We start from the raw sequence: 22,731 nt of genomic DNA, 5'->3' as shown, positions 1-22,731 counted from the left end.
CTGGGCGCCTTCAGCGGCGTGATAAACGTCATGATGTTGACGCCAGCCGTTTACATGCTGCAGGTGTACGACCGCGCTCTGGTAAGCCGCAACGTCACCACCCTGGCCATGCTCACGCTGTTGGTAGTGGGGCTGTTCCTGCTGATGTCGGCACTGGAGATGATGCGCACCCGCGTGCTTATCCGCGTCGGCAACTGCCTGGACATGGACCTCAACCGCCGCATCTTCAGCGCCGCCTTCGAGCGCAACCTGAGCCGCGCCGGCGGCAACCCGGCCCAGGCCCTGCAGGACCTGGCGCAGGTGCGGCAGTTTCTCACCGGCAACGGCCTGTTCGCCTTCTTCGACGCGCCGTGGACACCGATCTACCTGCTGGTCTGCTACCTGATCCACCCGCTGCTGGGGCTGGTCACGATGATCGGCTCGCTGATCCTGGTGGGGCTGGCCTACCTGACTGAAAAGGCCACGCAAAAGCCATTGGCCGAAGCCAACCAGGCAGCCCTGTCATCGGCCAGCTACGCCAACAACAACCTGCGCAACGCCGAAGTGATCGAAGCCATGGGCATGCTGCCGTCGATCGGCAAGCGCTGGTTCCAGGGCCACTTGCGGATCCTGCAGATGCAGACCCTGGCCTCCGACCGCGCCGCGCTGATCAGCAGCACCGGGCGCTTTGTGCGCATCACCTTGCAATCGGTGATCCTCGGTACCGGCGCGCTGCTGGCGATCGAGGGCAAGATCACCCCCGGCATGATGATCGCCTGCTCGATCCTGACCGGCCGCGCCCTGGGGCCGGTGGAACAGGTGATCGCCTCGTGGAAGCAGCTGCTGGGTTGCCGCCTGGCCTGGGGCCGGCTCAACGACCTGCTGCAGGACTACCCACAGCGGCCACCGAGCATGTCCCTGCAGCGGCCGATGGGCATGTTGGCGGTGGAAAACGTGATTGCCGGCGCCCCGGGTACCAACACCACCATCGTGCGCGGGGTGAGCTTCAGCCTGGCCGCGGGTGACAGCCTCGGCATCATCGGCCCGTCGGCTTCGGGCAAGTCCACCCTCGCCCGCCTGCTGGTGGGCGTGTGGCCCGCCCAGGCCGGCAAGGTGCGCCTGGATGGCGCCGACATCTTCACCTGGAACAAGGCCGAGCTCGGCCCGTGGCTAGGCTACCTGCCGCAGGACGTGGAGCTGTTCGAGGGCACCATCGGCGAAAACATTGCGCGCTTCGCCGAGGTGGACAGCGATGCGGTGATCCGCGCCGCACGCAGCAGCGGCGTGCACGACATGATCCTGCGTTTCCCGCAGGGCTACGACACCCGCCTGGCAGCCGATGGCAGCCCGCTGTCTGGCGGCCAGAAGCAACGCATCGCCCTGGCCCGCGCCCTGTATGGCGAGCCCAACCTGGTAGTGCTGGACGAGCCCAACGCCAACCTTGACGACCTTGGCGAGAAGGCCCTGGTGGATGCATTGACCGAGCTCAAGGCGCGCGGGGCCACGGTAGTGCTGATTTCCCACCGCCCCAATGTGCTGTGCGCAGTCGACCAGGTGCTGATGCTGCGTGACGGTGGGGTACACATGCTGGGCAGCCGCGATGAAGTGTTCGCGGCGCTGCGCAAGGCCAGCGTGATCCCCGCAGGCGCTGCGACGCCGTTGGCTTCGGTAAAGGTACGGGAGTAGCCGATCATGCAGATGATTCAACACAGCGAACTGATTCCCGCCGATGCCAGCAAGCTGATCGACCTCGATGCCGGTCGGCCGGCACGCTGGGGCTTGTGGATGGTGGTCGCAGGCTTTGGCGGCTTCTTGCTGTGGTCGTGCCTGGCGCCCCTGGACGCCGGCATCGTCGCCACCGGCACGGTCAAGGTCACCAGCAACCGCAAGGCGGTCCAGCACCTGACCGGTGGCACCGTCGAGGCGATTCTGGTCCGCGAAGGCGATGTCGTGAACAAAGGGCAGGAGCTGGTACGCCTCGACGCCCTGCGCGCAGTGGCCGAACAGGGCGCGCTCAGCGCCCAGTACATTGTCAGCAAGACCGTGGAAAACCGCCTGGAAGCCGAGCGTGACGACCGCGACACGGTCGCCTTCGACCCCGCCCTGCTCCAGCACTACGGCAGTGACCCCAGGCTGCTGGCGGCCATGGACCTGCAGCAACGCCTGCTCGACACCCGCCGTGCGGGCCTGGCCGGCGAGCTGAGCATTCTCGAGGAAAACCTTACCGCCTCGGCAGTGCAGCTTAAAGGCCTGCAGCAGGTGTACGGGGCTCGCGCCTCGCAAATCGGCTTTCTCAACCAGGAACTGCAAGGCACCCGGGTGCTGGCAGCCGAGGGCTATGTGCCGCGCAACCGCCTGCTGGAGCTGGAGCGCAGCAACGCCGACCTGTCCGCTGGCCAGGCGGAAAACCTCAACAACATTGCCCGAGCGCGCAGCCAGGCCACCGAGATCAAGCTGCGCATGCTGCAGCGTCAGCACGACTACCTGAAGGAAGTGGAGTCGCAACTGACCGACACCGCCAAGGAAAACACCACCCTGGCCGACCGCCTGCGCGCGCTGGACTACGAAGTGAGCCACACGGTTATCCGCTCGCCGATCGACGGCATGGTCCAGGCGCTGAGCATCGCTACCGTCGGCGGCATCATCCAGCCTGGGGCCAAGATCATGGAAGTCGTGCCGCTGGGCGAGCCGCTGCAGGTCGACGCAATGATCCCGGTGCAGGCCATCGACAAGATGGTCCCGGGCCTGGCCGTGGACATTGCCTTCCCGGCCTTCAACCATGCGCAGACGCCGAATATTCCTGGCAGGGTCAAGACCATCTCCGCCGACCGCCTGCTCGATGAAGAAAGCAAGCAGCCGTTCTACCTGGCCCAGGTTGAAGTGACACCAGCCGGCATGGGCCTGCTGGGCAGCAACCACATCCGCCCCGGCATGCCTGCCACCGTCACCATCAAGACCGGCGAGCGCAACCTGCTCAGCTACCTGCTCAAACCGATGCTCGAACGCGTGGACGCCGCGTTCAAGGAGCAATGACATGAAACGCCCGTGCCTGATGTTGTGCCTGCTGGGTTTGTCGGTACAGGCCAGTGCCATGGACCTGAAACAAGCCTGGGACCTGCTGCAGTACCAAGGCCCGATCTACCGCGCTGCGGTGCATGAAAAACAAGCCGGCGGCGAGAACCGCGCCATCGGCGAGGCCGGCCTGCTGCCGCAGATCAACGCGGCAGCCTACTTCAACAAGGTCGATGGCAGCCAGCGCCAGAATGGCCAGGACAACGACCTGAATTACGATTCGAAAGGCGCCAACGTGCGCCTGCGCCAACCGCTGTTCAACAAGCAGAAGATGGCCGAGTACCGCCAGGGCCAGCAACGCGCCGACTACAGCGTGGCGGTGTTCGACGCCAAGAGCCAGGACGCCGCCGTGCGCCTGGCAGATGCCTACTTCGACGTGCTGCTGGCCAGCGAAACCATCACCCTGGCCAAGGCCAAGCTGAGCGCCTTCGAGGAACAGATGGCTTCGGCGAAGCGGCGCAAGGAGCTGGGTGCCGGCACCATCACCGATATCGACGAGTCGGTGGCCCGCCGCGACCTGGCCGAGGCCGACCTGATCGATGCCCAGGACAACCTGGTCAACACCCGCCGCAAGCTGGAGGAGTACATCGGCGAAACGCCCCAGGCCCTGACCACCCTGCAGCCAGGCTTCAGCACACCGCCGCTGCTGCCGGGCAACCTGCAGGACTGGCTGGTAAAAGCCCAGGCCGACAGCCCGCTGATTCATGCGCGGCGGCACAACTACGAGCTGGCCGAGGAAGAAGTGCATCGCGCCCGCGCGGGGCACTGGCCGACCCTGGATTTCGTCGCCGGCTATAACGCCGGCAGCAGCCAGTCGATTTCCGAGCTGAACCAGCGCAACCACTACAGCTCGATCGGCCTGGAGCTGAACATCCCGCTGTACAGTGGTGGCAGCACCAGCGCCCTGGCCCGCCAGGCCAGCGCCAACAGCTCCAAGGCCCTGGACGAGCTGGACGCCACGCGCCAGGAGGTGATTTCCGACACCACCCGCGAGTACCGCGGCGTGCAAAGTGGCGCCCTGCGTGTTCATGCACTGGAAAAGGCCGTGGCCTCCAACGAACGCTCGCTGACCTCGACCCGCAAGGGTTTCAAGGAAGGCGGCACCAGCACCAACTCGGATGTGCTCAATGCCGAAGAGCTGCTGTACGACGCGCGCCACGACCTGTTCGAGGCCAAGCTGAACTACCTGATGTCACGGCTGCGCCTGGCCTCGTCGGTGGGCAGCCTGGGGGATGACGATATCGAGCAGATCAACGGCTATCTAGGGCCGGAGTTGATGGTCAGCAACTGATGGGTGGATCCACGCAGGCATGTCACTGCACCGTAGCTGCCCGTTCCACCTTCAGGCTATGATCGGCCATCCTGCCGAGGACGCCCTGACCCATGCCCGTCGACCTGCAAGCGTTGTACCCCAGGCTGATCCACCTGATGCTGGACACGGTGTTCGTGGTCGACCGGGACAACCAGATCGTCTTCGTCAGCGATGCCTGCGAGGCCCTGCTGGGCTACCGGGCCTGCGAACTGGTCGGCACGCCGATCACCGCCTACATGCACCCTGACGACCTGGCTGCCACCCGCGCATCGATCGTGCGGGTGATGAACGGCCAACCGCATTACGACTTTCGCAATCGCTACATCCGCAAGGATGGCGGCATCGTGCACATCCTGTGGGCGGCATCGTGGTCCGAGGAGGCCGAGGCCCGCATCGGCGTGGCGCGCGACGTGACTGCCCAGCGGCAAGCCGAGGACGCGCTGCGCTTCCTCGCTCATCACGACCCGCTGACCCGGCTGGCCAATCGGGCCATGTTCAATGAGCAGCTGGACGCCGCCCTGCACGATGCACACCGCCGGGGTGGCAGGCTGGCACTGCTGTTTGTCGATATCAACGACTTCAAAAGCATCAACGATGTTCACGGCCATGCCGTGGGAGACCGTGTGCTGTGCACGCTGGCCCGGCGCCTGGAGGCCTGCATGCAGGCGACCGACACGGTGGCCCGAATTGGCGGGGATGAATTCACCGTGCTGCTGAACGACATGGCCTCGCAGGATGCCGTTGCCGAGAAAGTGGCCTGTGCCCTCGCTGCCATGGCAGCGCCGCTAGAGGGAGAACTGTCCGGCATCAAGGCGCCCACCTGCAGCATCGGGGTGGCCTGCTACCCTGAAGACGGCAGAGATGCCGACGCACTGTTGCGCCATGCCGATGGCGACATGTACCGGGTCAAGCATCTTTACTCCGCGAAACGGTGACACGCATGCCCAACTCCGACAACGCCCTGCTGGATAGCTGGCAGCATAATGCCAAGGCCTGGATCGACGCGGTGCGCAGCGGCGCCATCGAAAGCCGGCGCCAGGTCACCGACCAGGCCATCCTGCTGGCTATCCTCGGCCGCATGCCCGCACGTGTACTCGACCTGGGCTGTGGTGAGGGCTGGTTGCTGCGGGCGCTGGACGACCGGGGTATTGAAGCCGTGGGCGTCGATGGCGACCGGACGCTGGTGGATGCTGCGCGCGCAGCCGGCTCGGCCGAGGTGCACCTGGCCAGCTACGCACAGTTAGCCGATGGGCAGGCCTTTGTGGGTAAAGACTATGACCTGATCTGTGCCAACTTTGCCCTGTTGCAACAGGACATCATCCCGTTGCTGGCTGCGCTGAAAGGTTTGCTGCGGCCCGGTGCTGCGCTGGTGATCCAGACCCTGCACCCTTGGAGCGTGGCGGGCGGGGATTACCAGGATGGCTGGCGGGAGGAGTCGTTTGCCGGGTTTGCCGGGGCCTGGCAGGTGATGCCCTGGTACTTCCGCACCCTGGCCAGCTGGCTGACTGCGCTGGACATGGCGGGGTTGCGACTGGTCAGCCTGCAGGAACCGCAGCACCCGCAGAGTGCGGTGCCGCAGTCGTTGCTGATGGTGGCTGAACACCTCTGAGAAGCTGCTCCTACAGAAGAAATGGCGCCTTGAGGCCTACAGCACCGGCTTGCGCGCCGCGCCGCTGCGGGCCTTGGCCATGGCGGCCAGGCGCACCGCGACGTTGGCCGCGCCGTAACCGGCATAGCCACCTTTGCGCTGGATGATCTCGAAGAAGAAACGCTCTTCGAACGGCTCGGTGTACACGTGGAACAGCTCGCCACCCTGGGCATCGCGGTCATACAGCACGTTGTAGTACGCCAGTTCGCTGAGGAACTCGTCATCGAAGTCGAACCGCGCCGCCAGGTCGTCGTAGTAGTTCAGCGGGATCTCCAGCAACGGCACACCGGCCAGCTTGGCCCGCGCCACTTCACGGAAGATGTCGTCGCAATCAAAGGCAATGTGGTGCACCCCTGAACCGCGGTAGCTGGACAACGCATGGGCGATGGCGGTGTTGCGGTTTTCCGAGATGTTCAGCGGCAGGCGCAAGGTGCCGCACTGGCTGCGCAAGGCGCGGCTCTTGACCAGACCATAGGGGTCGGGGAGCACCACCTCGTCATCGGCGGCGAAGTCGAACAGGCTTTTGTAGAACAGCACCCAGCTGTCCAGCGACTCGGCCGGCAGAGCCAGGGCCATGTGGTCGATGCGGCGCAGGCCACCAGTGGCAGTGGCGGCCTGGTCCAGGCTGAAGTCGGTGTCGTACAGGGTCTGGCCGGCAGTGCCCGGCTCCACCAGGTACAGCAGGCTGCCATCCGGCGCGCGGACCGCCGGCACTTCGCACTCGTTGGGGCCGACCAGGCCGCGGAATGGCTGGCCGCGGAACGCCGTGGCGCGCTTCAGCGCGGCCTGCTGGTCCTTGACCCGCAGCGCGGTGGCGCACAACGACGGGCCATGGGCCTCGAAGAAGTTGTGGCCAAAAGAATACGGTTCGGCGTTCAAGACAATGTTGATATCGCCCTGGCGCAGCAGCTGCACATCTTTGCTACGGTGCTTGCCCGCTTCGGCAAAGCCCAGGCGCTTCAGCCAGCTGCCCAGGCGCGCGCCGACGGCTTCGTCGACGGCAAATTCAAGGAACTCCACGCCGTCATAGGTACTGGCTGCAGGGGGGGTGAACAGCACGCCGGGTTCGATTGGCGTGCCTTCCTGCTCCAGGCGCAGGCGGGTGTGCTCTTCGAGGTACAGCAGAGAGCGCAGGCCGTCAGCGGCATTCTGCCGGGGTGGTGCGGCGCGGAAGCCGTCGTTGAAGATTTCCAGCGACAGCGGGCCACGGTAGCCGGTGGCGAGGATCGGCGCGAGGAAACCGGCCATGTCCATTTCGCCCTGCCCCGGGAAGCAGCGGAAGTGGCGGCTCCATTCCAGCACATCCATGGCCAGGATCGGTGCATCGGCCATTTGCACGAAGAAGATCTTGTCGCCGGGTATGTCGCGGATCGCGCTCGGGTCGCCCTTCAGCGACAAGGTATGGAAGCTGTCGAGAATCACACCCAGGGCCGGGTGGTCGGCCTGGCGCACCAGGTCCCACACTTGCTGGTAGGTGTTGACGTGGCGGCCCCAGGCCAGGGCTTCGTAGCCAATGCGCAGGCCACGCTTGCCGGCGTGCTCGGCCAGCAGGCGCAGGTCGTCTACCAGCAGTTGCTCCTCGCCCAGGGCGTCGGCCTGGACGTTGCTGCACACCAGCACCAGGTCGGTGCCCAGTTCCTGCATGAGGTCGAACTTGCGCTCGGCGCGGTCGAGGTTTTTCTGCAGGCGCTCGCGGCGGCAGCCTTCAAAGTCGCGGAACGGCTGGAACAGGGTAATGGCAATGCCCAGATCGGCGCACATCTGGCGTACCTGACGCGGGCTGCCAGCGTAATAAAGAAGGTCGTTTTCGAAGATCTCGACGCCGTCAAAACCGGCGGCGGCGATGGCTTCGAGCTTTTCCGGCAGGGTGCCGCTCAAGGACACGGTAGCGATCGAACGCTGCATGGCGGGAGTTCCTTATTGTTGGAAAATGACGGTGCCAGGCAGGTAAAAACCCCTGTCACAGTTTATGGCACGATCGATTATTCGCAGGTAAAGTCGTCGCTTCAATCCCTTTGTACGGAATGGTTAGTTTTGCGTTCGATTATCGCACAAAACCCGTTTTAACGAATTGCTAGACCGCTGGCCCGTGGTCAACATGAACCACAGACGCAGGCACACCGACCACCGCCTCCTGCCGTGGCGAGAACACCGGCGGAACCTGCGCAAACAACAATAACAACGGAGACAACGATGGCTCACTCCAGCTCGCAAGCCAAGAAAGCGACCGCCAGTGGATGGATAGGCTCGGCACTCGAGTACTACGACTTCTTCATCTATGCCCAGGCCGCTGCACTGATTTTCCCGCAGATCTTCTTCCCCAACACCGACCCTAAAATGGCCATCATTGCCTCGCTGGCCACCTACGGCGTGGGCTACCTGGCGCGCCCGGTCGGCGCCTTCGTGCTGGGCCACTGGGGTGACACCCGCGGTCGCAAGAACGTACTGCTGCTGTGCATGTTCCTGATGGGCCTGTCGACCATGGCAGTGGGCCTTCTGCCCACCTACCACGACATCGGCTTCCTCGCCCCTGCCCTGCTGGTGGTACTGCGCCTGATCCAGGGCTTTGCCGTAGCCGGGGAAATCTCCGGGGCCAGTTCGATGATCATGGAGCACGCGCCCTTCGGCCGACGCGGCTACTACGCCAGCTTCACCCTGCAAGGCGTGCAGGCCGGCCAGGTGATGGCGGCGGCGGTGTTCCTGCCACTGGCCTACTTCATGCCCAGCGAAGCCTTCAACGACTGGGGCTGGCGCATTCCGTTCCTGATGAGCGCCATCGTGCTGATCGCCGGTTTCATCATTCGCAAGGAAGTGCACGAAACCCCGGCGTTCGTGAAGGAAGAGAAGCAGGACAAAGTTGCCAAGTCGCCGATCAGCGAGGCCTTCCGCCACAGCTGGAAGCACATGGTGCTGGTGATGTTCATGGCGTTGATGAACGTGATTCCGGTGGTGGCCACCATCTTCGGAGCGGCCTACGCGGTGCAGCCAGCCTACGGCATCGGCTTCGACAAGAGCGTGTACCTGTGGATTCCGGTGGTCGGCAACATCGTTGCGGTACTGGTGATCCCGTTTGTCGGCAACCTGTCGGACAGGATCGGCCGTCGCCCGACCATGATCGCTGGCTGCCTGGGCTCGGGTCTGCTGGCGTTCGTCTATCTGTATGCGATCAGTATCCAGAACGTACCGCTGGCGTTCGCCGCCTCGATCGTGATGTGGGGCATGGTTTACCAGGGTTACAACGCGGTATTCCCAAGCTTCTACCCAGAACTGTTCCAGACCCGCTACCGGGTATCGGCCATGGCCATCGCGCAGAACATCGGCACCATGCTGACTGCCATGCTGCCAGCGCTGTTCGCCCTGGTGGCGCCACCCGGCTCGGACAACATCCCGCTGGTAGTGGGTGGGCTGGCATTCTTCATCACTTGCGTGTGCGCCCTGGCGGCCTACATTGCCCCGGAAACTCATCGACTGGCGATGGAAGACCTGGGTAATCCGCAGGCCAAGCCGATGGAGAAAGAGGCGTATGAGGCCAGCCGTAAAGGCAGCTTTCAGGCAGTGAGCCACTGACAGGTTGCACGGGGCTGTCCTGCAGCCCATCGCCGGCAAGCCAGCTCCCACAGGATCGCATCACGCCTGAGGCAGATGCGGTCGTTGTGGGAGCTGGCTTGCCGGCGAATGGGCCGCGAAGCGGCCCGGGCGATTTCAGCTTTTGACAACTTCCTGCAAGTGAGCCCAAAGCCTTTCGACATCCCCGCGCTCGGTCGGCAACGCGCCGATCGACACCCTCACCATCCAGCGCCCGTCCAGCGTCGCTGGCGTCACATAGGCCTCCCCGCTGGCATTCAACTGCTCTGCCCAGCCCCTGGTATGCGCATCCAGCGCCTCCCCTTCCAGCCCTGCCGGCCGGTGGCGAATGCACAAGGTCTGCAACTGCACCGGCGCCAGCACTTCCCACTCTGCCGCCGCGCCAACCTGCCCCGCCAACCACTGGGCATTGTCCAGGTCACGGCGCAACCGCGCCTGCAACGCCTCAACCCCCTCGCTGCGCAACATGAACCACAGCTTCAGCGCACGGAACCGGCGACCCAGTGGGATGCCCCAGTCACGCAGGTTCTTCACCTCGCCATCCACGGCCGACTGCAGGTAGCTGGGGTTGGTGCTCATCACCCGGATCAGGTGCTGCGGGTCGCGTACGTAATAAATGGAGCAATCGAAAGCCACACCCAGCCACTTGTGCGCATTGACCACCACCGAATCGGCCAGCTCGATGCCGTCCCACATCCAGCGGCATTCAGGCAGGATCATCGCCGAGCCGGCCATGGCCGAGTCCACATGCAGCCACAGGCCGTTGGCCTGGGCGATTTCGCCGATCGGGCGCAGCGGGTCGAGGGCGGTCGTGGTCGTGGTGCCGGTGGTGGCGACGACGGCGCACGGCTGGTTGCCAGCAGCCAGGTCCTGCTCGATGGCCGCCTGCAGCGCTTGCGGCTGCAGGGCGTAGCGTGTGTCGGTGGGGATCAGGCGGATATTGTCGCGACCAAAGCCGGCCAGCAGCGCCGCCTTGTCCACCGAGCTGTGGGCGTGGGCACTGACATACACGATCAACGGTTTGGGCTGGGCCTGCAGGCCACCGCGCACCAGGGCGTAGTCACTGGCGCGCTCGCGGGCACTGATCAGCGCCACCAGGGTGCTGGTCGAGGCGGTGTCCTGGATCACCCCGCTCCATTGGCCAGACAGGCCGAGCAGCTGGCGCAGCCAGTCAAGCGTGGTTTCTTCCAGTTCGCTCAAGGCCGGGCTGGATTGCCATGACAGGCCAAGAACGCCCAGGCCGGTGCTGAGGAAGTCGCCGAGTACCGACGACAGGGTGCCGTTGGAGGGGAAGTAGCCGTAGAAATCCGGGTGCTGCCAATGGGACAGGCCGGGCATGACCAGCTGGTTGACGTCGGCGAGGATCGCTTCGAATGGCTCGCCTTGCCGGGGGGCAGCTGCAGGCAAGGCAGACTTCAGGTACCCGGGCTCGACCTGGGCCATGACCGGGCGTTCGCCGACGGTTGTGCGGTAGTCGGCGATCATGTCGATCAGTTGGTGGCCGTACTGGCGGAATTGTTCTGGGGTCACGTGGGGGCTCCTGAGGTTAGTCCGCTGCCTGTGCCGGCCCTTTCGCGGGTGAACCCGCTCCCACAAGCGCCCGCTGATGTGGAAGCGGGTTCACCCGCGAAAGGGCCGGTACAGGCAACACAATGCCCCCAGTCTAGGCACCTGTGCCCAGACTATTAACCCCGCATCACGCATACCTGCTATGGCAAACCCGCATGCCCACCCTGCACGCCGAACTGCGACTGGCGCCACAACTCGAATACCCGGTTGCGCAACCAGCGGTGCTCGGCCGAAGCCTGCAGGCGCTGGTGCCACACCACCCAGTAGCGCTGGCTGTGGTCGATGAAGCCCAGCGGCCGCCAGGCCAGGTGATGCAGGCGGCTCAGTTGCCGGGCAATATGTTCGGGCACCGTAGCCACAGCCAGGCTGTTGGCGATCACCTGCACAGTGGCCGAGAAGAACGGCACCTCCAGGCTGACCCGCCGCTGCAGGCCCTGAGCGCGCAGGTGGCGGTCGATGAAGCTGTCTTTGTCACCCCCGCCGGAGATACGCACATGCTTGTGCGCCAGGTAATCGGCCTGGCTGAGCGTGGTGTGAGCGGCCAACGGATGATCCTGGCGCATCAGGCACACCGCGCGGTCCTCGCCCAGCAAGCGCCCGTGCAGGTTGGGCGGCGACTCGTCGAACAAGGTGGTGGCCAGGTCGATCTCGCCACTGGCCAGCAAGGCATACTGCCCGGCCTGCCAGGTACGGTATTCCAGCGACACACCGGGTGCTTCACGCTCCAGTGCGGCGACCAGCAACGGCAGCATGTGCTCGGCCACGTAATCCGAGGCGGCCAGGCAGAAGCGCCGCTCGCAACGCGCCGGGTCGAACACCGCGGGCTGGCGCAGGGCGTGCAGTTCTTCAAGGACTTGCCGCAGGGGTTCGACCAGCGCTTCGGCGTACTCGCTGAGTACGTAGCCACGGCCCTGGCGTACCAGCAACGGATCATCGAAGGCTTCGCGCAGGTGGGCCAGCTGACGGCTCAGGGCGGACTGGCTGACGCCCAGACGCTCAGCGGCGTGGCTGAGGTTTTTCAGCTGCAACAGGTGGTCGAGGGTGCGCAGGTGGGCAAGGCTGAGGGAGGCGAAAGCGGGGTTCATGCAGGCTCCCTGCGGTGAAATTCAGAAGCCCGCTCCTACAAAATACCTGTGGGAGCGGGCGAGCCCGCGAAGGGCCGCAAGGCGGCCCCGGAATTTACGCGGTCAGACCGACGTACACGTTCTGCACGTCATCGTTCTCGTCGATGGCCTCGAGGAACGCTTCAACCTCGGCCAGCGCCTCGGCACTGAGGCTGGCCGCGCTTACCGGGTTTTTCGGGGTGTAGCCGATCTTCGCCGAGGTCACGGTGAAGCCATGCTCCGGCAGGGCCTTCTGCACCGCGTCGAGGTCGGTGGTGTCGGTGATGAACAGGGTCGAGCCCTCTTCTTCACCTTCCTCGAAGTCCTGGGCGCCGGCTTCGATGGCGGCCATTTCCGGGTCGGCATCGCCTTCGGCAGTGGCTTCGATCAGGCCGACATGGTTGAAGTCCCAGGCCACCGAACCGCTGGCACCCAGCTGCCCCTTGCGGAACAGCACGCGGATCTGCGCGACGGTACGGTTGATGTTGTCGGTGAGGCACTCGACGATCAGCGGCACCTGGTGCGGGGCGAAGCCTTCGTAGCTGACCGCGTGGTACTGCACGGCATCACCGTCCAGGCCGGCACCCTTGCGGATTGCCCGGTCCAGGGTCTCGCGGGTCATCGAAGCCTTCTTGGCCTGCACGATGGCCAGGCGCAGGCGCGGGTTCATGTCGGGATCGGCGCCCGATTTGGCCGCGATCTGGATTTCCTTGGACAGCTTGCCCATGATCTTGCCCTTGGCGTTGGCAGCTGTTTCTCTATGCTTGGCTTTCCACTGTGCGCCCATGTCGACTCTCTTGTTTCAGCGGCCGGTTCCGGAAGCGACCGGCCAAAAGTGGGTGCAGTTTATACGCCCTCAGGCACGGGATCGACAAGAAATCGCATCAGCCTTTATCGGCCTTGCCCGCCGCCGCGGCAAACCGCGCCAGGCGCACATCCAGCCTGCGCGGGCGCAAGCCGTGGTCTTCGGCGCGCTCCTTGCGACGGATGGCATTGCGCACCATCAGCGAGCCCAGGTAGCGGATCGGCTCGGGCGGGAACAGCCCCAGCGGCCCCTTGACCAGCGGTGAGCGGGTCCACGGGTTGTCCAGCCCCAGTGCCAGCGACGAGAGAATCTGCCCGCCCATATGGCACGGCCCGACGCCGCTGCCGGAATAGCCAAAGCCGTAGAACACATTGCCCTGCCCGTCCAGCCGGCCAAAGAATGGCAGGCCGGTTACCGAGCGGTCCGACGGCCCGTTCCAGCTGGCCGCCAGCGGCACGTCGGCCAGCGCCGGGAAAAACCCGCCCAGGCTTTCGCGCAGCAAGGGCCGGTACGGCGATGGCTGGTCGAACACCGGCAACATGCGCCCGCCATAGGCAAAGGTATTACCGCCCTTGCCGAGCATCAGCCGGCCATCGGAGGTGTTGTGGTAGTAATGCACGAAGATGCGCGAGTCGAGCACGCTGATGCCGCTGTCCAGGCCGACCTGGCTCAGCAGGTCGGGGCACGGTTCGGTGATCACCATGTCGCTGGAGACAATCGCCACGCTGCGCTCGAACTGCGGGAAGGCCCGCGCCATCCAGGCATTCAGGCCCAGCACCACGCGATCGGCACGCAGCGTGCCATGGGCGGTGCGCACCTGCACCGGGGCGCCGTGCTCCAGGCCGGTCATGGCGGTGCCCTCATGGATGCGCACGCCGCGCTGCAAGGCCACACGGCGCAGCCCGCGCACCAGCTTGCCTGGCTGCACAGTGGCTGCCGCGGGTGAAAACCAGCCCTCCAGGTGCCGCGCCGACCCTGCCAGGCGCTGCACCTGCTGCAACGGCAGACGGCTGAAGGAATTGATGCCCTTGTGCTCCAGCGCGGCGATTACTGCGTCGGTCGCCCCGATCTGGGCCGCGTTGGTGGCGGTGTACAGCGTGCCGTCCAGGCGATAGTCGCAGTCGATGCCATTGGCCGTGCAAAACGCGCCGATGTCACCGATGCTGCGCTCCGACTCCTGCACCAGGCGCACAGCCTCTGCCGGTCCGAACAAGCGCTCGAGGGTGAAGTACTTGGCCGACCAGGACAGCGCACACCCACCGTTGCGGCCACTGGCACCGGCACCGCAGATATCGGCCTCGATCAGCACGATATCCAGGGCCGGCGCTGCCTCCTTGAGCATCAATGCAGTCCACAGACCGGTGTAGCCGCCGCCGACGATGCATACATCGCAACGGGCATCGCCTTGCAGGGGCGGGCACACCGCCTCCTGCGCCGAATCCAGGGCCTGTTGCAGCCAGAACGGTCTCATTCGCTCGCTTTCCTTTCAGGTACGCAGTGGCTTGATTGCCATGCTGGTGTTCGGCGCCACATCGGCACTGTGCGCAGCGCTGGCGGGGCGGCTGTTCCAGTGCGGCAGCAGCACCAGTGCCGAGAACAGCGCGCAGCCGGCGAACACGATGAACACCGTAACGCCATCGAAGTAACCCGGCAGCAGCCCGCCCAGCACCGCCCCCACCGAACCGCAACCGTTGACGAAGCCCGCCGCGGTGGCACCGGCCTTGGCCGTGCCGAAGTCGATCGCAGCAGCACCACTGATCATCGAGTCTGGCCCGTAGAGGGTCAGGCCCATCACGAACAGCAGGGCCACCACCAGCATCACGCTGCCGGTGTCCATGGCGGCCATGAACAGCGCCAGGGTCACGGTCAGCAGCACCAGGCTGATGACACACGCCGGCATGCGCCTGGCGCCGAACAGCTTGTCCGAGGCCAGGCCGATGATGATCGGGCCAAGCAGTCCGGCCAGTTCGAAGGCTGTGGGGATGATTGCCGCGCCAACCTTGCCCACCGACGGCATCTGCTCGAAGACGATCACCGGCCCCCACAGCAGGATCGCGTAGCGCGCCGGCTTCAACAGGAAATACGCCAGGCCGAGGGTCAGTACCGTGCGGTTGCGCATGATCTCCTGCAGCGGTGCCCACACACTGCACAGGTTGCCGGCCGGGGCCATGCTCTGCGGCTCGGGCTCCACCGCTGGCAAACCGACGTCTTCAGGCTTGTTGCGCTGCAGGATGAAGAACAGCACGGCCACCAGCGCCACCACCGCGGCACTGGAGAAGAACGCCGCATGCCAGGTGCCGACCAGGGTATAGGCCCACCAGCCGGCAAACGGCGAGGCCACCAGGCCGCCAAAGGCGTAGCAGGAGCTCCACAGGCCCAGCACCCGGCCACGCTGCGAGGCAGGGAAGAAACTGCCGATGTTCTTGCACAACCCGGCCCAGCCAGTGGATTGCGCCAGCCCCTGAACCAGCATGCAGGTGGCAAAAATCGGGAAGGTGGCATAGCTGCCCATCACCACCGCCGCCACTGCCGATATCAGCAGGCCGCCAAGCACCACCACGCGCGGCCCGAAGCGGTCGGCGAGCATGCCCCAGGTAAACTGGCCAACCGCATAGGCGGCCAGGTAGATGGCGTCGAGGTTGGCCATGGCGGCCTTGTCGAGCATGAAAGCCGGGTCTTCGGCGATGCCCAGCTTGGCCACCGAAAACGCCTTGCGGGTGAAATAGAAGGCGGCGTAGGCCAGCCAGGTTATCGCAAAAATCTGCATGCGCCAGCGTTTGAACGTGGCTAGGGAATTATTCATATGAGTCTGACCTCTTGCTCAAGTGTGCCGGCAGAATGTGAAAAAACGCCTGTCTTGTTGTTGTGTTGCGCACAGCGATGACGAGGCTGTCATCGGGTCAGATGGCGCCGTGTGAGCGCCATGGCCCTGGCGGGCACTTGTGGTGTTCGCGTCGGGCTGAACGGTATGGAAACAGTTGCTGACTGATAAATAAAATCGATTTATCGTATTTCACACATAAGCCCAGCTTGTTACTGAGGTCGTCATGTCGGTTTCCCACGCACAACTCAAGGCCTTTCACGCAGTGGCCGTGCACGGCAGCTTTACCCGCGCTGCACAAAAGCTGTTTCTTACCCAGCCGGCGGTGTCGGACCAGGTACGCAAACTGGAGGAACGGTTCGGTGTATTGCTGTTCCACCGCAACAAGCGCTCGGTGCAACTGACCGACCTGGGCGAGCGCCTGTTGGGCATCAGCCAGCGCCTGTTTGCCTGCGAAGCCGAGGCCCATGAGCTGCTGCAGGACTCACGCGCCCTGCACACCGGCAGCCTGGTGCTGGCGGTGGATGCGCCGGTGCACGTGCTGCCGCAGATCGCCCGCTTCTGCCAGCGCTACCCGGGCATCCAGGTGAAGATCGAGACCGGCAACACCGATGAATCGCTGGCCAGGCTGTTCAGCTACCAGGCCGACCTGGCCCTGCTTGGCCGGGATGTCGATGATCAGCGCCTGCATTGCCTGCCGCTGCGCCGCGACCCGATGGTGGCGTTCGTTTCGCACAACCACCCGTGGGCCAGCCGCGGCTCGATCAGCCTTGCCGACCTGGACGACACGCCACTGGTGCTGCGCGAGCCGGGCTCGGTGACGCGGCAGACTTTGGAAGAAGAGATGCAGCGGGCCGGGTTGCGGATACGCCCGGCCATCCAGGTGGAGGGCCGGGAGGCGGCGCGTGAAGCGGTAGTGGTGGGGATTGGCGTGGGCGTGGTGTCGGCGGCAGAGTTTGGTGCCGATGCGCGGGTGTGTGCGTTGCCGATCATTGACTGCCAGCGGCACCTGACCGAAACACTGGTATGCCTGCGCGAACAGCGAACGCGGCGGGTGGTGGCGACCTTTTTGCAGATGGTCGAGGAAGGGGTGCAAGTCTGGGCTGGGCCTATTGCCGGCACTGCCAGCCCGGCTATGCTGGAATAACCTCACCCCGCAAACCGATCACCCATGCTCTACCGCCTCGCCGCCGACAGTCTGGTCCTGCTGCACCTGGCCTTCATCCTGCTGGTCCTGTTCGGCGGGCTGCTGGTGCTGCGTTGGCGCCCTGCCCTGCTGCTGCACCTGCCAGCCCTGGCCTGGGGCCTGGCGGTGGAATGCCTGCAGTTGGGCTGCCCGCTCACCCGCTGGGAAAACCGAATGCGCGAAGCTGCGGGTGACGCGGGCTACGAGGGCGGCTTCGTCGAGCATTACGTTTGGCCACTGATCTACCCCACAGGGCTCACACCGCAGATCCAGTTGCTGATGGGCGGTTTCGTGCTGCTGCTCAACCTTGGCATCTACAGCTACGCGGCCCGGCGCTGGCACCGCCCTAGCGGGTAGCGATCAGGAACAGGCGCGGGAACGGCAACAGCACCTTGCCGTCGGTGGCTGGCGGGTAATCGCGCTGCATGGCCTGCAGGTACATCTGCAGGAAAATGGCCTGTTCCGCCGCGTCCAGGCGTGCCAGGTAGGGCCGAAGGGCCGAACCCTTGAACCACTCCACCACCGCTTCCGCGCCACCGGGCAGCGGGTGGTGATAGGTGGTACGCCACACATCCACGCGAGTGCACAGCGGGCTGAGCAGGTCATAGTAGAACGCCGCGCTGTGCCGTGGCGGCAGCTGGAAGTCTGCAAACTTCGCCGCCCAGGGGCCTTGGCTGGCGATTTCGCGCAGCTGACGGTGAGCCGGTTCGTCGAGGTTATCAGGCGTTTGCACGGCCAGGCTGGCACCTTCACTGAGTTGGCGCACCAGGTGCGGGTACAGCGAGGCGTGGTCGGCTACCCACTGCAGCGAGGCATTGGCCAGGATCAGGTCCTGCGGCTCAGGCGCGGACCAGCCGGCAATGTCAGCCACGGCCGTGCGTACCCGGGGGATACACAGGCGTTTGCGCTGGCGGGCCTTGTCAATCATGTCCGGGTCGCTGTCCAGCGCGGTTACCTGGGCATCTGGGTAACGTTGCAGCAGCACTTCGGTGGAGTTGCCAGGGCCGCAGCCCAGGTCGGTGGCGTGGCGCACCGGGCGCGCTGGCACGGCGGCAAGCAGGTCGCGCACGGCGCGGGTGCGTTCATCTTCGAACAGGGAATACTGGGTGGCGGACCAGGCCATGTGTGGCTCCTTTGGGCAGGCAATGTGCACAGCATATGCTATCTGCCGGCTGTGAGGGCCTTACTCCTGCTCCGCCAGCAATGCCTGTATCACCTGCTCCTGCCCCGCATAATCCCCCTCGCCAAAGTGCACATGGCGCACCTGCCCCATGCGGTCGACGAAGTAATGCGCCGGCCAGAACTGGTTGCCCCAGGCATTCCACACTTTGTAGTCATTGTCGGCCGCAACCGGATAACCGATCCCCAGCTTGGCCACCTTGTCGCGCAGGGTATCCAGATCATGCTCGTAGTCGTACTCCGGCGTATGCACCCCGACCACCACCAGCCCCTGGTCGGCATAACGCCGCGCCCAGTCGTTGACATGCGGCAGGCTGCGCTGGCAGTTGATGCAGTCCCAGGTCCAGAAGTCCACCAGCACAACCTTGCCTTTGAGCGCCGGAGCATCCAGTGGCGCGGAGTTCAGCCAATGGCTGGCGCCCGACAGCGCCGGCATGGCGCCGTAGCTGTCACGGGGCATCAGCTGCCCGGCCAGGCCCAGACCGGCTGCGACCAGGGCAATACCTCCTACTAGCAACAGCAGGCGTCGATCAGTTCTCATGGCAACCGCCGGTGGCGTAGCTGCGGTACTGCACGCTCTGCTGCTGACCCTTGGAATCGAGGTAGTCCATGCGGGTATTCACCAAGCCGCAAGCGTTGCTCTGGTCATCCTGAACCGACAGTACTTTTTTCACATCCAGCTGATCGCCGTAGCGGTACTGCATGGGGCTGCCTTCATGCATTGGGGCGGTGGCGGCCTGGGCGGCGATAGCGCCGCAGCCGAGCACGGCGAACAGGCTGGCGCTGGCGAAGGTCTTGAAGTTCATGGCATCTCTCCTGTGTAGCACTGGGTATGGGGAGTGTTGCTCCCCGGTCGAGAGCCATTTGACGCCTGCCAGGTATCCCATATGTGTCGCCCGAAGCGTGATGTGCTTCCTGCTGTATCCATGCCCAGGCCAGATACACTGCAATACAAAACCCCGCAGGCACGCGCGAGCGTGCTCTGTACACTGCGGCAAAGCCCACTTACACAGGAACGCTGCGCATGGAACACGTCGATCACATCCTGATCGTCGACGACGACCGCGAGATCCGCGAACTGGTCGGCAACTACCTGAAGAAGAACGGCCTGCGCACCAGCATCGTCGCCGACGGCCGGCAGATGCGCGCCTTTCTCGAAGCCAACAGCGTCGACCTCATCGTCCTCGACATCATGATGCCCGGCGACGACGGCCTGCTGTTGTGCCGCGAACTGCGCGCCGGCAAGCACCGCAACACCCCGGTGTTGATGCTGACCGCGCGCAACGACGAAACCGATCGCATCATCGGCCTGGAGATGGGCGCCGACGATTACCTGACCAAGCCGTTCTCGGCACGCGAACTGCTGGCTCGCATCAACGCCGTGCTGCGCCGCACGCGCATGCTGCCGCCCAACCTGACCATTAGTGAAAGCAGCCGCCTGCTCGGTTTCGGCCAGTGGCGCCTGGACACCACCGCGCGTCATCTGCTCGACAGCGAAGGTACCCTGGTAGCCCTGAGTGGCGCCGAGTACCGCCTGCTGCGGGTGTTTCTCGACCACCCGCAGCGGGTGCTCAGCCGGGAGCAGCTGCTGAACCTGACCCAGGGCCGTGAAGCCGACATCTTCGACCGCTCCATCGACCTGCTGGTCAGCCGCCTGCGCCAGCGCCTGGGTGACGATGCCCGCGAGCCAAGCTGCATCAAGACCGTGCGCAGCGAGGGCTATGTGTTCTCGCTGCCGGTGCAACTGCTCGAGTCGCCCGCATGAAATGGCCACGGACGCTGGCCTCGCGCCTGGCACTGATCTTCTTCACCGGCCTGGTGCTCGCCTACGGCCTGTCGTTCGGCCTGCAGGCCTACGAACGCTATATCAGCAGCCGCTCGATGATGCTCAGCAACCTGGAGCAGGACGTGGCCACCTCAGTGGCCATCCTCGACCGCTTGCCCGCCGCCGAACGCGCAGCCTGGCTGCCGCGCCTGGAACGGCGCACCTACCGCTACCGCCTGGACCAGGGCCTGACGGGCGAGGCCATGCCCAGCAGCGACCCACCCATGGCTGCCGAGTCGATCGTCAAGGCCATCGGCAGTGACTACCGCCTGACCTTCGAGGAGATCCCCGGCCCGAATGCGCACTTCCAGGCCCACCTCACCCTGGCCGACGGTACGCCGCTGACCATCGACGTGACCCCGACCCCAGTCCCGGTGGCCCGTTGGCTGCCAGTGGTATTGCTGATCCAGCTGGCGGTGCTGTTACTGTGCACCTGGCTGGCGGTACGCCTGGCCATCGGCCCGCTTACCCGCCTTTCCCGTGCGGTGGATAGCCTCGATCCGGACAAGCCCGGCGTGCAACTGGATGAAACCGGCCCGCGCGAGGTGCGCTACGCCGCTGCGGCCTTCAACGCCCTGCAGGCACGAATTGCTGCCCATCTCAAAGAGCGCATGCAGCTGCTGGCGGCCATTTCGCACGATCTGCAAACGCCGATCACGCGGATGAAGCTGCGTGTCGAAGTGATGGATGATGGCCTCGAGAAAGACAAGTTGTGGAGCGACCTGGGCGAGATGGAGCACCTGGTGCGCGAAGGCGTGGCCTATGCCCGCAGCATGGACACCAGCACCGAGGCCCCGTGCCGGGTCAACCTCGATGCCTTCCTCGACAGCCTGGTGTTCGACTACCAGGACAGCGGCGCCCAAGTCCAGCGCCGCGGCAGCAGCGTAAGCCTGCTTCAAACCCGCCCGCACGCCCTGCGCCGGGTACTGGTGAACCTGGTCGACAACGCACTCAAGTTTGCGGGCGCCGCGGAGCTCGAAGTGTGCAGTGAGGGCGGCACTACAGTGATCCGCGTGCTCGACAACGGGCCAGGCATACCGGGTGGCGAGCTGGAAGACGTGCTCAAGCCGTTCTACCGGGTAGAAGGGTCACGCAACCGCAGCACCGGAGGCACCGGGCTGGGGCTGGCCATCGCTCATCAATTGATCCAGGCGATGGGTGGGCGGTTGACCCTTAGCAACCGCAAAGGTGGCGGGCTTTGCGCTCAGATCGAGCTCAACTGACTGGCAGGTCCGCTTCAAAAATCCAGCATTCTCTGAAGGGTTTCTACAATCCGATACACAATCCGTCTCTCCCGACACACTGCCGATACCCGCCCCCTTCACACTCCCGGTCATCCAACCACACCCGGCCTGCAGCGCCGCTGCGCCGGTGCACTTTACCTGGAAGAGACCACCCACATGACAACCTTCACTCGCACCCTTGCCCACTTCGACCGTTTCGGCACGTGGAGCGCCGACCTGCCTCTACGACTGTTTCTGGCGTGGGAGTTTTTTGAGTCAGGCCTGGAGAAGTTCAATGGCAGCAACTGGTTCGCCGACCTGCAATCCAGCTTTCCCTTCCCCTTCAATCTGCTGCCCGCCGAGCTGAACTGGCAGCTGTCGATGTGGGCGGAATTGATCCTGCCGTTGCTGCTGTTGCTTGGGCTCGGTACCCGGCTGGCATCTTTGGGACTTGTGGTGGTGACGGTAGTGGCTATAGCGGCAGTGCACTGGCCGGCGCATTGGTCAAGCGTGGCCGAATTGGCCCAGGGGTATGCGATCACCGACCAGGGCTTTGGCAACTACAAGCTGCCGTTGATCTACCTGGTGGCGTTGCTGCCACTGCTGCTCAAGGGGGCTGGGCGCCTGAGCCTGGATCATTGGCTAAGGGCGCGGTTCTACAGCTGAAATCGCTGGGGCTGCTGCGCAGCCCATCGCCGCGCGCCCCAATACGTGCAGTCAGCAGGTACCGATGATGACGCCTTGCCCGCGCAGTCCCTCCAGCAACGCCAGCCCCTGCTCTACATCCCCACCCACAGCCGCCAGCCGCGCCCGTCCACTGCCCTGCTCCACCAGCAGCCGATAGGCCATCGGCGCCAGCCGCGCAAAGCGCACCTGCAAGCCGGCATCGCGATACACCAGCAGCAAGGTCGGCGCGTCTGGCGCAACCGTTGGCTGGTAATCCACACCAATACGCTCCACCGGCCAACGATAAGCCAGCACTCGCGCCACACACGACAACAGCGGCTCGCCATCCAGCAAGTCGCCCGCCGGCTCATGCTGCGCATCCTCGGCATCACTCAGGTACAACTGCGCCTCGATCCATTCATAGTGCGCCAGCTCCAGCTGCCAGGGCGCGTCCAGCTCCACCCCCTGCAGGTAATCGACGAAGGCCTGGGCAATTTCGGTAAACAACGGCGTCTGGCTACGGTAGTTGGCGTAGAAGTCACGCACGCGGGCATGCCAGCACTGTTCCCCTAATGCCTGGCGCATCACCGGGAAGCTGCCAGCCAGCAAGCCTTCGATAGCGCCGTAGAACAACTCGCAGTAAACCTTCAGGCGCCGCGCCTCCAGGCCGGGCGGCGGGGCATGGCGCTGAGGATCGCGCAGGTGGCGGGCCAGGGTGTATTGCTGTTCGCGCAGGGTCTCATTCATGGATTGAAGCT

21 protein-coding genes are annotated in these 22,731 nt (G+C 64.8%); 11 read left to right on the top strand and 10 right to left on the bottom strand.

Annotated elements, in window-relative coordinates; translation table 11 throughout:
* The 5 genes from HP547_RS12105 to HP547_RS12085 all read left to right on the top strand — a co-directional run.
* On the top strand, positions 1-1,665 hold a 1,665-nt coding region (locus tag HP547_RS12105), incomplete at its 5' end, for a type I secretion system permease/ATPase (RefSeq protein WP_172286394.1).
* A gap of 6 nt (positions 1,666-1,671) precedes the next feature.
* Positions 1,672-3,012 (top strand): HlyD family type I secretion periplasmic adaptor subunit, encoded by a 1,341-nt coding sequence (locus HP547_RS12100; protein WP_172232859.1) that lies wholly within the window; start codon positions 1,672-1,674, stop codon positions 3,010-3,012.
* Position 3,013: 1 nt separating this feature from the next.
* A complete protein-coding gene (locus tag HP547_RS12095) occupies positions 3,014-4,342 on the top strand; it encodes a TolC family outer membrane protein (RefSeq protein ID WP_172286393.1) in 1,329 nt (442 codons plus the stop codon).
* Between the two features lie 92 nt (positions 4,343-4,434).
* Positions 4,435-5,298: a sensor domain-containing diguanylate cyclase gene (locus HP547_RS12090; RefSeq protein ID WP_172218804.1), complete on the top strand. Its 864-nt coding sequence runs from the start codon at positions 4,435-4,437 to the stop codon at positions 5,296-5,298.
* Between the two features lie 5 nt (positions 5,299-5,303).
* Positions 5,304-5,972 carry a bifunctional 2-polyprenyl-6-hydroxyphenol methylase/3-demethylubiquinol 3-O-methyltransferase UbiG gene (locus tag HP547_RS12085; RefSeq protein ID WP_172218803.1) on the top strand — a complete coding sequence of 223 codons (669 nt, stop codon included), beginning with the start codon at positions 5,304-5,306 and terminating at the stop codon, positions 5,970-5,972.
* 36 nt (positions 5,973-6,008) lie between these two features.
* Here HP547_RS12085 and quiC read toward each other — a convergent pair whose 3' ends face one another.
* Positions 6,009-7,916, bottom strand: a complete 1,908-nt coding sequence (gene quiC, locus HP547_RS12080) for a 3-dehydroshikimate dehydratase QuiC (RefSeq protein ID WP_172218801.1) — start codon at positions 7,914-7,916, stop codon at positions 6,009-6,011.
* A gap of 288 nt (positions 7,917-8,204) precedes the next feature.
* Between quiC and HP547_RS12075 the strand changes: the two genes are divergently transcribed.
* On the top strand, positions 8,205-9,578 hold the full coding sequence (locus HP547_RS12075) for an MFS transporter (protein ID WP_172286392.1): 1,374 nt from the start codon (positions 8,205-8,207) through the stop codon (positions 9,576-9,578).
* Between the two features lie 135 nt (positions 9,579-9,713).
* Here the strand turns inward: HP547_RS12075 and HP547_RS12070 are convergent, their stop codons facing one another.
* From HP547_RS12070 to HP547_RS12050, 5 genes are all read right to left on the bottom strand, one after another.
* On the bottom strand, positions 9,714-11,126 hold the full coding sequence (locus HP547_RS12070; protein WP_172286391.1) for a DOPA decarboxylase: 1,413 nt from the start codon (positions 11,124-11,126) through the stop codon (positions 9,714-9,716).
* A 179-nt stretch (positions 11,127-11,305) separates the two neighbouring features.
* Entirely contained in the window at positions 11,306-12,250 is a 945-nt protein-coding gene (locus tag HP547_RS12065) for a LysR family transcriptional regulator (RefSeq protein WP_172218795.1), read from the bottom strand.
* Between the two features lie 94 nt (positions 12,251-12,344).
* The gene (locus HP547_RS12060) at positions 12,345-13,055 is read right to left on the bottom strand and encodes a YebC/PmpR family DNA-binding transcriptional regulator (RefSeq protein WP_172218793.1); all 711 of its coding nucleotides are present in this window, start codon (positions 13,053-13,055) and stop codon (positions 12,345-12,347) included.
* Positions 13,056-13,152: 97 nt separating this feature from the next.
* Positions 13,153-14,544, bottom strand: coding sequence for an FAD-dependent oxidoreductase (locus HP547_RS12055; RefSeq protein WP_172218791.1), 1,392 nt, complete (start codon positions 14,542-14,544; stop codon positions 13,153-13,155).
* Between the two features lie 15 nt (positions 14,545-14,559).
* Positions 14,560-15,876 carry an MFS transporter gene (locus HP547_RS12050; protein ID WP_172286390.1) on the bottom strand — a complete coding sequence of 439 codons (1,317 nt, stop codon included), beginning with the start codon at positions 15,874-15,876 and terminating at the stop codon, positions 14,560-14,562.
* A 244-nt stretch (positions 15,877-16,120) separates the two neighbouring features.
* Between HP547_RS12050 and HP547_RS12045 the strand changes: the two genes are divergently transcribed.
* Together HP547_RS12045 and HP547_RS12040 are read left to right on the top strand one after the other, a co-directional pair.
* A complete protein-coding gene (locus tag HP547_RS12045) occupies positions 16,121-17,041 on the top strand; it encodes a LysR substrate-binding domain-containing protein (RefSeq protein ID WP_172218787.1) in 921 nt (306 codons plus the stop codon).
* Between the two features lie 24 nt (positions 17,042-17,065).
* Complete coding sequence (locus HP547_RS12040) at positions 17,066-17,437, top strand: DUF2784 domain-containing protein (RefSeq protein WP_172286389.1); 372 nt, start codon at positions 17,066-17,068, stop codon at positions 17,435-17,437.
* Here the strand turns inward: HP547_RS12040 and tam are convergent.
* The 3 genes from tam to HP547_RS12025 are packed head-to-tail and all read right to left on the bottom strand — an operon-like array spanning position 17,427 to position 19,065.
* Complete coding sequence (gene tam / locus HP547_RS12035; RefSeq protein ID WP_172218783.1) at positions 17,427-18,203, bottom strand: trans-aconitate 2-methyltransferase; 777 nt, start codon at positions 18,201-18,203, stop codon at positions 17,427-17,429. The two genes, HP547_RS12040 and tam, sit on opposite strands and share 11 nt — an antisense overlap.
* Positions 18,204-18,263: 60 nt before the next feature.
* A complete protein-coding gene (locus HP547_RS12030) occupies positions 18,264-18,800 on the bottom strand; it encodes a thioredoxin family protein (protein ID WP_172286388.1) in 537 nt (178 codons plus the stop codon).
* On the bottom strand, positions 18,790-19,065 hold the full coding sequence (locus tag HP547_RS12025) for a DUF2790 domain-containing protein (protein WP_172218779.1): 276 nt from the start codon (positions 19,063-19,065) through the stop codon (positions 18,790-18,792). The genes HP547_RS12030 and HP547_RS12025 overlap by 11 nt, the downstream gene beginning before the upstream one ends.
* 218 nt (positions 19,066-19,283) lie before the next feature.
* Here HP547_RS12025 and HP547_RS12020 point away from each other — a divergent pair, with 218 nt between their 5' ends.
* From HP547_RS12020 to HP547_RS12010, 3 genes are all read left to right on the top strand, one after another.
* Entirely contained in the window at positions 19,284-20,024 is a 741-nt protein-coding gene (locus HP547_RS12020; protein ID WP_172218777.1) for a response regulator, read from the top strand.
* Positions 20,021-21,307: a HAMP domain-containing sensor histidine kinase gene (locus tag HP547_RS12015; protein WP_172218775.1), complete on the top strand. Its 1,287-nt coding sequence runs from the start codon at positions 20,021-20,023 to the stop codon at positions 21,305-21,307. The genes HP547_RS12020 and HP547_RS12015 overlap by 4 nt, the downstream gene beginning before the upstream one ends.
* Before the next feature lie 177 nt (positions 21,308-21,484).
* Positions 21,485-21,973: a DoxX family protein gene (locus tag HP547_RS12010; protein WP_172218773.1), complete on the top strand. Its 489-nt coding sequence runs from the start codon at positions 21,485-21,487 to the stop codon at positions 21,971-21,973.
* Positions 21,974-22,024: 51 nt separating this feature from the next.
* On the opposite strand, the gene HP547_RS12005 is transcribed toward HP547_RS12010, so the two are convergent.
* The gene (locus tag HP547_RS12005; protein WP_172218771.1) at positions 22,025-22,720 is read right to left on the bottom strand and encodes a DUF2063 domain-containing protein; all 696 of its coding nucleotides are present in this window, start codon (positions 22,718-22,720) and stop codon (positions 22,025-22,027) included.
* Between the last annotated feature and the right edge of the window lie 11 nt (positions 22,721-22,731).

It is taken from the genome of Pseudomonas sp. CM27 (genome assembly GCF_013179515.1).
Taxonomy (GTDB): domain Bacteria; phylum Pseudomonadota; class Gammaproteobacteria; order Pseudomonadales; family Pseudomonadaceae; genus Aquipseudomonas.
Note: the sequence above shows the minus strand (reverse complement) of the source record. Positions and strands in the feature narration are given on the sequence as shown.

Bases quoted from the DNA above. Each gene is read 5' to 3' on its own strand.
- HP547_RS12100 (WP_172232859.1), top strand. From the start codon at position 1,672: ATGCAGATGATTCAACACAGCGAACTGATTCCCGCCGATGCCAGCAAG.
- HP547_RS12095 (WP_172286393.1), top strand. From the start codon at position 3,014: ATGAAACGCCCGTGCCTGATGTTGTGCCTGCTGGGTTTGTCGGTACAG.
- HP547_RS12090 (WP_172218804.1), top strand. From the start codon at position 4,435: ATGCCCGTCGACCTGCAAGCGTTGTACCCCAGGCTGATCCACCTGATG.
- HP547_RS12085 (WP_172218803.1), top strand. From the start codon at position 5,304: ATGCCCAACTCCGACAACGCCCTGCTGGATAGCTGGCAGCATAATGCC.
- quiC (WP_172218801.1), bottom strand. From the start codon at position 7,916: ATGCAGCGTTCGATCGCTACCGTGTCCTTGAGCGGCACCCTGCCGGAA.
- HP547_RS12075 (WP_172286392.1), top strand. From the start codon at position 8,205: ATGGCTCACTCCAGCTCGCAAGCCAAGAAAGCGACCGCCAGTGGATGG.
- HP547_RS12065 (WP_172218795.1), bottom strand. From the start codon at position 12,250: ATGAACCCCGCTTTCGCCTCCCTCAGCCTTGCCCACCTGCGCACCCTC.
- HP547_RS12060 (WP_172218793.1), bottom strand. From the start codon at position 13,055: ATGGGCGCACAGTGGAAAGCCAAGCATAGAGAAACAGCTGCCAACGCC.
- HP547_RS12055 (WP_172218791.1), bottom strand. From the start codon at position 14,544: ATGAGACCGTTCTGGCTGCAACAGGCCCTGGATTCGGCGCAGGAGGCG.
- HP547_RS12050 (WP_172286390.1), bottom strand. From the start codon at position 15,876: ATGAATAATTCCCTAGCCACGTTCAAACGCTGGCGCATGCAGATTTTT.
- HP547_RS12045 (WP_172218787.1), top strand. From the start codon at position 16,121: ATGTCGGTTTCCCACGCACAACTCAAGGCCTTTCACGCAGTGGCCGTG.
- HP547_RS12040 (WP_172286389.1), top strand. From the start codon at position 17,066: ATGCTCTACCGCCTCGCCGCCGACAGTCTGGTCCTGCTGCACCTGGCC.
- tam (WP_172218783.1), bottom strand. From the start codon at position 18,203: ATGGCCTGGTCCGCCACCCAGTATTCCCTGTTCGAAGATGAACGCACC.
- HP547_RS12030 (WP_172286388.1), bottom strand. From the start codon at position 18,800: ATGAGAACTGATCGACGCCTGCTGTTGCTAGTAGGAGGTATTGCCCTG.
- HP547_RS12025 (WP_172218779.1), bottom strand. From the start codon at position 19,065: ATGAACTTCAAGACCTTCGCCAGCGCCAGCCTGTTCGCCGTGCTCGGC.
- HP547_RS12020 (WP_172218777.1), top strand. From the start codon at position 19,284: ATGGAACACGTCGATCACATCCTGATCGTCGACGACGACCGCGAGATC.
- HP547_RS12015 (WP_172218775.1), top strand. From the start codon at position 20,021: ATGAAATGGCCACGGACGCTGGCCTCGCGCCTGGCACTGATCTTCTTC.
- HP547_RS12010 (WP_172218773.1), top strand. From the start codon at position 21,485: ATGACAACCTTCACTCGCACCCTTGCCCACTTCGACCGTTTCGGCACG.
- HP547_RS12005 (WP_172218771.1), bottom strand. From the start codon at position 22,720: ATGAATGAGACCCTGCGCGAACAGCAATACACCCTGGCCCGCCACCTG.